The 11,781-nt window shown below is 44.6% G+C and carries 8 protein-coding genes; all 8 read right to left on the minus strand.

What is annotated here, in order from left to right; translation table 11 throughout:
• Nucleotides 1–35: 35 nt before the first annotated feature.
• The 8 genes from ACYP03_RS05100 to ACYP03_RS05135 all read right to left on the minus strand — a co-directional run bounded on the left by ACYP03_RS05100 (nt 36) and on the right by ACYP03_RS05135 (nt 11,709).
• The gene (locus tag ACYP03_RS05100) at nt 36–3,377 is read right to left on the minus strand and encodes a hypothetical protein (protein WP_459778730.1); all 3,342 of its coding nucleotides are present in this window, start codon (nt 3,375–3,377) and stop codon (nt 36–38) included.
• 13 nt (nt 3,378–3,390) lie between these two features.
• On the minus strand, nt 3,391–4,764 hold the full coding sequence (locus ACYP03_RS05105) for a peptidoglycan-binding protein (protein ID WP_459778731.1): 1,374 nt from the start codon (nt 4,762–4,764) through the stop codon (nt 3,391–3,393).
• A 484-nt stretch (nt 4,765–5,248) separates the two neighbouring features.
• Complete coding sequence (locus tag ACYP03_RS05110; RefSeq protein ID WP_459778732.1) at nt 5,249–6,223, minus strand: hypothetical protein; 975 nt, start codon at nt 6,221–6,223, stop codon at nt 5,249–5,251.
• A complete protein-coding gene (locus ACYP03_RS05115; RefSeq protein ID WP_459778733.1) occupies nt 6,220–7,209 on the minus strand; it encodes a DUF2169 family type VI secretion system accessory protein in 990 nt (329 codons plus the stop codon). The genes ACYP03_RS05110 and ACYP03_RS05115 overlap by 4 nt, the downstream gene beginning before the upstream one ends.
• On the minus strand, nt 7,190–8,530 hold the full coding sequence (locus ACYP03_RS05120) for a hypothetical protein (protein WP_459778734.1): 1,341 nt from the start codon (nt 8,528–8,530) through the stop codon (nt 7,190–7,192). The genes ACYP03_RS05115 and ACYP03_RS05120 overlap by 20 nt, the downstream gene beginning before the upstream one ends.
• 11 nt (nt 8,531–8,541) lie before the next feature.
• Nucleotides 8,542–9,024, minus strand: a complete 483-nt coding sequence (locus ACYP03_RS05125; protein ID WP_459778735.1) for a hypothetical protein — start codon at nt 9,022–9,024, stop codon at nt 8,542–8,544.
• The gene (locus ACYP03_RS05130; RefSeq protein WP_459778736.1) at nt 9,024–11,126 is read right to left on the minus strand and encodes a type VI secretion system Vgr family protein; all 2,103 of its coding nucleotides are present in this window, start codon (nt 11,124–11,126) and stop codon (nt 9,024–9,026) included. The genes ACYP03_RS05125 and ACYP03_RS05130 overlap by 1 nt, the downstream gene beginning before the upstream one ends.
• Nucleotides 11,127–11,190: 64 nt before the next feature.
• On the minus strand, nt 11,191–11,709 hold the full coding sequence (locus ACYP03_RS05135) for an Hcp family type VI secretion system effector (protein WP_248142708.1): 519 nt from the start codon (nt 11,707–11,709) through the stop codon (nt 11,191–11,193).
• Nucleotides 11,710–11,781: the final 72 nt, after the last annotated feature.

The raw sequence follows: 11,781 nt of genomic DNA on the forward strand, positions 1-11,781 counted from the left end.
TTTTGATAGGAAATTAATCTATGATAATAGAATATTTATATATCGAATATTACATTTCTTTTTTTTGCAACAATATCAATTTCGCGGAAGAAATATTTATGAGACCAAAGTTCTGATCCATAGAAATCTTCATAGTTCTTTGGATTGAAGGCTCCAACTTCTAGTAATGTTGATATTTTTGTATTAAACACATTTCCATTATCATCAATATATAATAGCTGATCAATCTCTTCGTTTGATTTTACAGATTCATAATATTCAATCAATTTATCAATTTTATTTATTCCATCAAAATCATTTATTTCAAAATCAACAAGATTCCTGATTTCTTCAATGTCATATTTGTTATTAATATAAAGAGGTATAACAGCCTGCCATCTCAAATCCCCAAGATTAACACCTTCATCAAATATTATCTCTTTCACATGCAGATCATCAACAATATTAATCAAATCTTTAGTTAATCCATATAACTTATACATCTCGTATGGGTTTGAATTATATATTTTAATTATGTCATACTCTGTGTCATATAATTCATTTGCTCGCATGCTAACGATATTTCCATTATTCATGTCAATTGAAACTGGTAAAAGTTCATATTTTCTTAAAACATCTACTTTCAACATTGGTAATTTTGATTGAAACTTAACCCAGTATTCTTCAAGCAATGATTGTGAATTGGTTGATAAGAGATTCCAAGATAACTCAGCTATTTCAATAGCTAATAAAAGAACACTTACAATTGTACCAACAATAATAAGTATTGTTCCGAGAACTGGCCCCAATATGGCGGCTACAGGTATTAAAACGCCTGTTCTCAATATAAAACCAGAGACTAAGAGTAAACCTGAAGCGGCACTACCTGCTGCTAGGACAGCTTCCTTATATTCACCATTTTCTAAATGTTCAGCCACATAATACAAAGAAACAACGGTTTGAACGATTCCCAAAGGTATTGCTAATTTATCTAATAATGCTGATATATTTTTTCCAAATTTTAATAAGTTTTTACCGAGCCCCCCCGTGTAAGCACTAAATTTTGCCCTCTCAATTACTGCAGCTATAGCCATAGACGTCGATCCACTAAACGATCCAACTGCATTTGTAATGTCTAAATATCCATTAAGGTACTCTAAATATATCCGTTCAGATGGCCACCCCTCAAGTTTAGCTTTCTCCGAGAGCGCTTGCAAAGACTGTATGCTCAGGGTCAAATTAAACATAGTGTAAATTGATTTACCAACTGCAGTTGCTACTGGCTTTTTTTGGTTAATAGCATCGTAGAAAGCTTTACTATTACCTTCGCTCTCATTTGCTTTCTCAATAAAAACCTTAATTTCTCTCAAGGTATCTGATGCACGAAGATTAGATCTCTTTATCGATCGAGTTACAACAAATGCTTTAAAAAAATCTGTGACTGTCATCAAGCCATTTGCTAACTTTGTTTTACCATCTCTAGGATTTAAAACATTGAATACACATAATACACTTCTTAAAAGTCTGATATGATAAGTAGCATCATTAGTTAATGCTTGTTTAATTTTATTAAAGATAAAAGGCTGATAGCAGCTTAATACAACCTGCAGAGTACAAGGTGCCCCCGGACCTGGAACTACATGACCGAGATAAGGTTTTAATAGTGATTCATAATTTGACACTATCAAAGAAAATATTGAGTCATGATTATTTGAATTATCTGGTTCGAATTCATTTAAGCTTTCATATTGTGAACTTAAATACTCGGGTATATCTTCATCATTTTCTACATAACTTGCGTTTAAAACACCAAACCAGAGATCACAAATTTCTTTATAGGATTTATCTCCTGAAAAATTTGCAAGAACTTCTATTCCAAAATTGATATCTTCATTCCAAATTTTATCTCCATATATTTCCGAATGAGACAATGCAGCATAGCACTCGGCAATTGTTTCAAAAATTGCATGCCAACCATATTCCTCTTCCATATATGGACCAGTGTGCATTTTCACTTCAGATGATTCTTCATCTGCAGAACTTTCAATATAACTCTTTAATTCCGCGTACAGAGCTGGTGACTTTATGAGGTAGAACAGCTCTTCTGCTTTCAGATCAATATGCTTCTTCTGCGTATAATACTCAAAAGTTGGATGTTTATCTTCAGGACATTCTATAGCAGTTCTAATCGCTGAACTTAGTTTATTAATAGAACTTATCAGTTCTTTCTCAATTTTCTTGTTTTTCGGATCGTAATTTGTACCAAACCGTTGATGCAGTTCTAGTAGATCTTCCATATCACTGAGTGCATTCAATTTGCTATAGTGTGGCGCACAAATTAAATTATACTCATTGATTTGCATTTGTAATTCACCTAACACTTTACGAAGTCGGTGATTCCATTCAGGCAAAGTACAATGCAAATATATTCTTGCTGGTGCTCTTTCAGATTCACCCTCAAAAATAACTTTCCTGTCTTGAAGATTTTTATCATTCACATAACTTGGTGCTTTTATTTTTGATAATTCATGAAGTGGTTTTGTTTTAAAAACAGTTTGATCCAATGGATATAATATGAATGCAGTCCGATTACTCAAATTAATACGACTTTCTGTTAGGTTATAGTAATAGCGATCTTTTTCCTTTAACAAATGTTTTGGATGCATTAATTTCTTCAAAATAAAACAATCTGATTCTGAGGTTTCTTCAGTAACTAAGAATGATGATTCAGCGCTTATTTTTGTCGCTTCACCATTGCTATTTATATATGCAGTATTTAATCTTGATGTATTATACCCAGCAGAATTGAGTCCGTAATCATCATCAAGTTGCCAATATAAAATAAAACGGTCTTTAATTATGGTCTCATCATCAGCGTAATAAAATTGTGTGAGGCTGTAGTCCCATTTCTTTTCAAATGATGCAACTGTTGTAGGAATAACACCATCAACTTCTTTATGCTGTGTAATAGTCTTTGTTACTTTAGGCACAAAACATTTAGGAAATGTTGCATTTTTAGTGTCAAGATACCAATCTTTTGGGTCTAAAATTTCACCATTTTTATCCGTAATCAATGGACATTTTTCAAACTCTTTTTTATAAACACCACTACGAAATTCTAAAATATCAATATTCTCTTCTAAATCCTGCTGATAATATTCGTATGGATTAATACCTTTATGTTTTTCTACAGTTCTTCTAATATATCTTTCGATAGATATAATTTCCTCTTTTATTATTTTACAAAAATACTCAGCCCTAAAAATAAGAACATTATTATCATACCCAGCTGATATTAATTCATTTATTTTATCTTCAACCTTAACTAGTAGGATGTTTTTATATTCAACATCCTTAAGTGATAAGTCAAAATTCACTTGATAAATTTCTAAGCTCATAATTAAACCCTATTTAGTAAGACTCAATGTCTTTTATAATTTTATTTAATTCGTCTCCAATCTCACCGGTTATTTTACATTGATGAGAGAACTGAATTTCTTTAATTGCATTTTTTGTTTTTTCTCCAAATTCCCCATCAATTTTCCCATAATAAACACCTAAATTTGAAAGCCTTTGCTGCAATCCAATTACTTCGCTATCATCCGCCATCTGATTTAAATTAACAGCCATTCTATGTTGTATATGTTCGACGTCTTTATCTGGAGAAAATGAAACAATCACCTGCTGTTCATCGGTTTCAAAATTGAATGGAACAAATCCAAATTCATTAGTTTTCCCTGAAACTTTTTCATCTCCAAATTTAATCTCATACTGAGAGTCTGAATATGGATTTCCATACTGATCCTGAAGAACAATCCCATTCCCATAACTTGAACAGCCAGTTAAAAATATGACTGGCGTATTACTATCCTGATATTGGCTAATAATTGCATCTGAGGAACTAATCCAAGTTCTCTTAGATTTTTCAGATGAAACTTTTGCCAAATTTATTGATTGCGAGTTTTCCTGCTCTGGAAACCCTTTAGAATCAGAGTAAATGCTTAACTCATCTAATGATGTAGCTCTCTTCGTGAGTTCTTCAGATGAAGATTCAAGTTTTTCAAGCTCTCTGAAACTCATCTGTCTTGGTGAATAGACAACGTTCAGTCCACTTTCCCCTTCCTGAACCTCACCCGCAATTTTATAAGGCACCCAAAATTGAGGGATATCAAATCCGTCAGCTTCCCGGTGTTCAATCACAGGCTGTTGGTTCTGGCGTTCCTGTTTGTCTCTGGCCCGGTAATACTCAGTATCAATATCCTGATAATAACCACTCTCATTGACCTTCAGCTCTCGCCAGAGTTTGCCTTTCCAAAATACATACAAGTAGCCGCCTTTCAGCTCTGCTGCTTTGTTTTTATCTTTACTGCCATCCAGATAAGCCAGTGCACGAACGGGTATCAATACGGTGTCCCATTCGTCCATTTCTGCTTCCTTTTCAACTGGCATCAGGTTCTCAGCCAATAAGAATGTCAGCGGGTTTGGCATCCCTCGCAAAGGCGATACCAGATACAAGTTCTTCGGTTCATTTTCTAGTCCCTGAAACGTTGCAAGGGTTCGGTGTCCATTTTTTACGTCGGCTACGGCTCGGGTAATTTTTTTTGCCTGCTTTTCAGTTTTCGCTAACTGAAAGTGAGCCCAGTTCCCCTGCCACTGCCCGGCCAGTTCAACCACCAGTTTATGATCCGGCACAGGTTCAACAGCTTGAGTCACGACATTACGCGGCAATGGGGTGATGTCTTCAAGTGGCGTGTAATTCGCCTTTACATATCTCACTATTTCCATATGAATCTTCTCGTTTTTTATCGCAATGGCGAAGCAGAATCATATTGTTTGCCGGAAAATACTGTGCACAAAACGACAGACATTCTGACAGACAACATGAGGGAAACAGGCCTGTTATTCAGTTCACAGAACATCAGGCTACGTGTTATATGGTGTGAGAAGAGTTTTCGGCAATCTGATTGGTCATTCAGTCTCTGTAGACAGCACATCGAGATGACAGTCTCCGCAGCGTTGTTTGCATGCAATCTTGCTGGCTGCGGGTGCTAATGCCAGATTCAGAATTACACCAGCCAGGATTCACTTTTGGTTTTCCGTTCTTGAAAGAACAATGTGTACCATCATCCAGACGTACAGCGAAAAAACCTAACAGATTGAAAGACCTAATCAACTGATTTAATACTCTGCCCGTATTCATTACGTGACTTTGTGGCATTGGGACAAAAAATTCAGTTTTTCTCTTCACACACAATAAGTTCCCTGCTTATCAGGCAGGTTTCGGTATTTCAGTTAAGGACAGGGTGAGCATCGCCCGGCTGCTGACCGCACCAAACAGAAACAAACTTCGGATCAGTTGCTGGCTATTGTGATGCGCAGCCAGCGCGAGCGTGGCGAACAAGGAAGCATCGCCGAGATAGCCCCACAGAGAATGGCTGAGTATGATCTGCTCCGGATTCACAAGCCGTTCGCCTCGGGCGCCAATCGCAAAACCATAATCTTCCTGATGTTGTCTCAGGTTAGTCATGTCGCTGAACAGCAAACCAAAGTCGTCCACGGTTTTACATTGCCTGCGTAAAACCCGGGACATCAGGCGGAAGTCCTCACCCGGCTCATGGCACCAGCTGTCCAGCACAGCCAGCGGTTTGATTTTCATGGCCTCGACAAAGCTACGGCTGGCCAGTATTGCACCGGCTGCACCTTCACTGGCAATGACGCCCCACGGCTGACGATTCGTTTGCAGCCACTGTTGTTCTGACAATTCATCCAGTTTGGCAATCGGGGAATCGGTGGATACTGCAATCAGAACTTCCTCATCATTCAGTGCCTTCTGTACCTCTGAAAAATGCTGATGGCCGGAGACATGGCTGAGTACCACACGGGAAATTGTTTTCTGGGAATCTTCATCCTGCTGCAATTGCGCCAGCCACTCATCGAGCATGCGCTGCGTGACAGCATCCGGCATCCGGACATACAGGGGCACCGACGAAAGACTACCCGGGAGCTGAACCGTCAGCTGATTCACCAGCAAAGTCAGCAGCGACAGCAATCGGTCGGTCACGCTCTCTTCTGTATCCAGATAGCAGACGGGAGCGACCGTTGCCTTTTCATCGCCCTCGCCCAAAATGCGGGTTTCATACATATCCAGATTGGCTTGCGCCACAGCAACAGACACATCCAGATTAAATCCGGCAGCCGTTACTGCGTCTGCACTTAGCACATATCTTGCTGATGTAGCACTCATACAGTGGCCTTCTCTTCAGAAATGACAGTATTGATGAGCTGCGCTTCCCGTCCCTGACACGGGAAAGCGGCTGACCAGGTTGCCGTAACAATCAGTGCATCGGCATCCACCGATAACGTGTGTAATGCCATGGCCTGCTTTTCTTTGTTTTCACCAAAAACGGCCTGCGCTTCAAAACTGCGTCTCGGCACGGTGAAATACAGCGTTTCTTCGTGGCTGAAGCCGGAGACAATCAGCCGTTCTCCCCCTTCTAACAAACCCTTGGTTTGTTGATCAGCAGGTGCAGACTGATAAAACGCCGGATTGAAATCCACCGGATAAAGCGGGCGGCGCTCCTCTTCCCATGCATCATCAAAGGTACCCGCCAGTTTGGACCGGGGCATATCGAACACAGCGATCGGACCGAAACTGGCAGGCTTGATTTTCGACGCTTCCAGTTGCCAGTCCTGCCCGGGGTAAAAGACAGACGGGACCGGCTGCGTCAACAAATTCTGAGTTTTCTGCGCGACACCACAGCCAACACGGTTCCTTTCATCTTCGCCGCCTATGGTCTGTGCAGAAGACACAGGTTGTTCGATAAAGGCAGCGGGCACGGTCACGCCCACCTGACCGGCCTGAGTGATCCACTGACGTGTCCCCAGCACCAGCAGCGTTTTATCAATGTGCCCTTCGATTAAAAGGCGGCAATTCATTTTCGTGACGGGCGTTTTGCCATAACTTCTGGCATGGCCGCTGACAAGCACATCCGTGTTGGCTTTGGTCACCACAAAATCCTGATCAGCCAGCAATGCAGAAAATCCGGGCTCTCCTGCAAACACCGGTGTGGAGTAGATGTCCGGTTGAGATTTGAGCGGCTGCCATTGTCCGCCCACCAGCTGCCAGCCGGTCTTCATGCAAACGACCCACACAGATTGTCCGTCATGATCCCGGACGAACTGCCCTTTCGTGGCATAAGGCAAAGAAGATTCAACGTCCCACAGCTGCATCGCGTATCCTCAGGTCATACCGCTCTGCGGCAGTCGTGTTATTGGAGAGTGTGTAAATCGCGCGGCGCTGACGTTCCGGCCAGCTCATCGGATCGTAAGCCACATAAATACCACCGTTCAGACAGAGTTCTTTCCAGACCCAGGTCCGGAACTCAGCCGGTAACGACTGGCTGCGCAATGCATCAATACTGCTGGTGTAGCTCAGTGCGCTGCCCATCCGCATCATCGGAGACAAGGTGTACCCGCCATGGTTGTGCTGCCACCAGTACGCCAGAATGTCTGCCGCTTGCTGGCCGTCATATTTCACACCTAACTCAGACACCCGCACCGGTAGCAGCTCCCCCAGGATCAGGGTCAGCGCATGGACCCAGTTTTCAAGACGCGTGTCATCATCTTCCTGCCGGATCGCTTCAATCATGGTTTGGACGGTGTCCGGATCCCCTGCCAGAGCAGCCTTCAGATAAGCCCGTTCATCCTGCTGAAAATCAGGCTGTTCAAACGATTCCGGCAGGCGATTGAGAATGGCATATATTGACACGTCGGTCAGATAGTCCGCCTGCGGCAGCAATTCACCCCGTAGCCAGGCGACTTTGTCTTTGCGGACCAGCAGATGGGTGAAAAGTGATTTGGACGGATGACCGTGCTCGTTGATCCAATTGATCCCCGCCTCTTGCCCCATCCGGGCCAGATGATACCGAGCGAGCAAACTGACTTTGTCCGTTCCTTCACGAATACACAGTGAGGCAAATGTTTCAGTAAGTTCACTCCGCCGGATCAATGCCTGCATCGCAGGCTCGGCCTGATTGAGTTCGCTGATCGCAGCCGACTGCAATATCAGCGGCAATCCTGTAGCAGTCGCCAGGGTCACCACTTGCTGCCACTGTTTCGCCGGCATTTTCTCCGTCAGCAAAAGTGCCAGTTCGCAAGCTTCCGCATCAAGTGATTCGAGATCAGCTGAGGTCAGTACCCAGAGCAACACCTGAGGGTAGATGTCAGCCAGCCAGAGGATATAGCCCGGCTCTACCCGGTACAAAGCAATCAATACCGCCAGATACCGGTTCAGTTTCCGGTTCACCAAATGGTAGTAATGACTGCATGTATCCGGCAGCCCGGCATTGAAAGCACGGTCTTGCTGCATCAGTAAAAAGCGAATTTCTGTTGCAGCCGTTTCTGCTTTTTCTCTGGCAAAACGCAGAATCCCCGGCGACGTCGCATTGGCCTGTTCAATCGCCTGTTTCATACGGGCGGCCAGCTGTTGGATATCCTCATCCTTTAACTTGGCAAACCCCGGCGTTTCCGGCTTAATCAGACTGTTCATCATGTCAGCATCCGTCAGTTAATCGCTATGATTGCACCCTGAATCTTCTGGGATTTCTCGGCCTGGCTATGAATATACTTACCTTCCGTCGTGACCCGTTTCTGCCTGGCTTCATAACGGGTTTGTGCTTCGCCGCTGGCGACAACTAACTCGTTTTCGGCTTCAATCCGGATATTTTTTGCCTTGAGAACCAGCTCATCCCGCTGTTCTATGATCGAAAAAAAGATATCCGAGATCAGCGGTAAATTCGGATCCTGACCAACAAACTCAACCCGGCAGGACAACGCGTTTTGCCTCGCCAGTTCCAGCTCAGCAACCGAGAACTGTCGACCGAGTCGCGCAGCCATGCCCGATGGCATGTCGCAGCCATCGAAAGTCACACGGACACAGTCCCCCTCAATCGCCAGAATCCGGCCGAAGCGGGGATGCAAAGACGCCGGGGATTCCCCGGCACCTGTTTCAAAGAACTGACTTCGTTGCGTCTGCTGTTTTTGCATTAGTTCACCGATACTTTTCCGCCCTGAACAACAACTTTATCTGAACCATTAATCGTGATGGACACGCCCGTCACCTGGATCGTGCCATCACTGTTCAGCACAATTTGCGACTGACCGGCTTTCAGGACGATTTTGTCTTTACTGATAATCTGGGTCGTACTCTTTGACTCAGAAGTAATATTGCCAGTGACTGTGAGCGTCGAATTTCCGTCAACATTAAGGTTGTTGTCTTTATCAACCTGCGTCTGACGTGAGCCATGCACCGTCAGCGTCTGGTTTTCCATCACCGTCAGTTCATCGTTCTTTCCGATTTCCGTCGTGCGGTTCTGGTTCACCTTCAGGCTGGCATTCTTCACAACCGTCACAGATTCGTTACTGTTGTATGTGGCCGTGACATCACCATCGACAGTTTCCGTGAAGGTACCCTTCACTTCAGTCGTTTTCGTGCCCTTAATAGTTTCTTTCTGATTCTGACCAATCTCATTGGTTTTATGACGGGCTACTGTCAGCATGTCATCGTTGCCAATCTGTTCGAAACGGTCGTTCAGCACTTTTACGGACATGTCTTTCTGTGCCCGCAGATACAACTCTTCCTGATTGTTTTCATCATCCAGGCTGATTTCGTTGTATCCCTCACCCTTATGGGTTTTAGATCGCAGTGTGGTTCGTGTTTTCTTCAACGGCAGATCATAAGGCGGGCGGTGCAACCCGTTATAAACGGAGCCGGTCACCAATGGCTGATCCGGGTCGCCTTCGAGGAAGGTCACGACCACTTCATGACCGATACGCGGCAGGAATACTGCCCCCCAGTTGGGTCCAGCCAGCGTCTGACTGACACGCACCCAACAGGTCGAGTGCTCATTCATGCTCCCCAGTCGGTCCCAGTGAAACTGCACCTTCACCCGGCCAAGATTGTCGGTATAGATCTCTTCGTTTTCGGGACCTACCACGACGGCTGTCTGCGGGCCTTCGATCACAGGCGCAGGCAATGCAGGCGCGCGGTAGGTCATTTCGGCAGGAAATGCCTTGAATTCGTTGTAGTAAATGGTCGGTTCGCCGCTGTTTTCTTCTGCATGAACCTGAGGATCCCGACCGACATGTTTCACTTCCAACAGGATAAAATCCCGGTTCAGCGACTGACGCGGATGGCTTTCCATCACAAAGCTGTAACCCGGCAGAAAACGCATCACACAGCCCATTGCCTTCAGTTCAGTACCGGAAATTTTCAGCGCCGACAGGCGATAATCCGACTGCAACTTACCGTGGGGCTGCTGGCCGTAACGGCCAGGATAATTGTAAATCGCCAGATCGGTATACGCTTCTGACTCATCAGACTCTGGCACATTCACCATCAGGCTGGTTTTCGGCGTCAGATAGTTATAATCCGTCTGCGACACCGCGCCTGTGTGTGCCCGTTGACCAAAGTCAGCCTCAAAGATATGTTCCCGATCCGGCACACCGCCAGAATCACCTTGGAACAGAATGGCATGCTCGCTGGCACCCGGCACCAGCGTCGCATTGTCTGCAGTACTTGGAAGCTCACTCAGGAGTTCATTTTTATCCACGATCACCAGCTCGTGGCCGGTTTCCGTATGATCAAAGAAGTACCACAAACCATGCTGAGACATCAGGCGATGAACAAACGCCAGATCGGTCTCGCGGTATTGCAGAATGTATTCCTGCTGTTCACCCGCATCGGCCAGCATCCGGAATGCCGTCACACCTGCACCTTCCAGCACTGACTCAATGATTTCATGAATCGTCAGACCCTGGAAAATCCGGCAGTCTTCACGCTGAGTCAGAAACCACAGTTCTGGTACCAGAATCAGTTCATAACGACTGAACTGCCGGCCAGTACCAAGAAACCGAACTTCATTGACAATACCGTGGAACAAACGGGAAACATCGCGTCCCTGGCCATAAAGTTTCAGTACACCGGCTTTACGGACCAGATCATCGAGTGAAATATCTGCATCACGTGAAAGCAATGACACCTTAATTTCGAATGGTTGAAACAGACGCTCTTTGATTTCAAAACTTTCAACGCGGAATTCGTGTTCTGCTTCTTCGATTGAGAACGAAAATTGAACCTGATTACTCATTACTTTTACCTGATGCAACTAAGACAAAAGGGGCCAAACGCGGCCCCATTTCCAATCAGCGTGATTACGCTTCGCGTGGTGTACGCCAGTCGTCGTTACCTGCTGTACCACACACTTCGTGCGTCACTTCGATTGCGCGGTAAGTAAACTTCAGTACTTCTTCAACTACACGGTCAGAAGTTGCTGCGTCCTGGCAGTGAGCCATACGGGTTTGCATGTCAACCAGCAGCGCATCGATCAGCTTCACTGTGTAGTAATGCTCTTGTTTGCCCTGAGTCGAGGTACGGTAGAAGTTAATGTAAGCTTCTGGCAGCTTCTCACCGCTGACCAGTGCGTTAAACAGCAGCGGAGAAGTACGGTCTTGCTGTTTAGTGACGATAACCGGACGGTGAACACGCTGGCCCGTTGGCTGACCGCTTTGCGGGTCACGTGGTACAGTCAGTACATGATCCAGCTCCTGTACCAGGAATTCATTGACGTGAGCTTCCTGCCAGGTATTACCAACAGAGTCAGCAGTGTACGCATCTTTTGTAATGTGGCCCTGAGTTTCACCGTGAATCGACATATAAGCTGGAGTAGGCATATCGCTTTCCTTTCAATTTCAATTATTTTGATTAGTTTGAGCATATCGCTAAACGTTGCGATGATTTTATTA

Source organism: Photobacterium sp. R1, assembly GCF_054600795.1.

What these genes read in the sequence shown, in the direction of transcription:
- ACYP03_RS05100 (WP_459778730.1), bottom strand. Translation starts at nt 3,377, where the DNA reads ATGAGCTTAGAAATTTATCAAGTGAATTTTGACTTATCACTTAAGGAT.
- ACYP03_RS05105 (WP_459778731.1), bottom strand. Translation starts at nt 4,764, where the DNA reads ATGGAAATAGTGAGATATGTAAAGGCGAATTACACGCCACTTGAAGAC.
- ACYP03_RS05110 (WP_459778732.1), bottom strand. Translation starts at nt 6,223, where the DNA reads ATGAGTGCTACATCAGCAAGATATGTGCTAAGTGCAGACGCAGTAACG.
- ACYP03_RS05115 (WP_459778733.1), bottom strand. Translation starts at nt 7,209, where the DNA reads ATGCAGCTGTGGGACGTTGAATCTTCTTTGCCTTATGCCACGAAAGGG.
- ACYP03_RS05120 (WP_459778734.1), bottom strand. Translation starts at nt 8,530, where the DNA reads ATGATGAACAGTCTGATTAAGCCGGAAACGCCGGGGTTTGCCAAGTTA.
- ACYP03_RS05125 (WP_459778735.1), bottom strand. Translation starts at nt 9,024, where the DNA reads ATGCAAAAACAGCAGACGCAACGAAGTCAGTTCTTTGAAACAGGTGCC.
- ACYP03_RS05130 (WP_459778736.1), bottom strand. Translation starts at nt 11,126, where the DNA reads ATGAGTAATCAGGTTCAATTTTCGTTCTCAATCGAAGAAGCAGAACAC.
- ACYP03_RS05135 (WP_248142708.1), bottom strand. Translation starts at nt 11,709, where the DNA reads ATGCCTACTCCAGCTTATATGTCGATTCACGGTGAAACTCAGGGCCAC.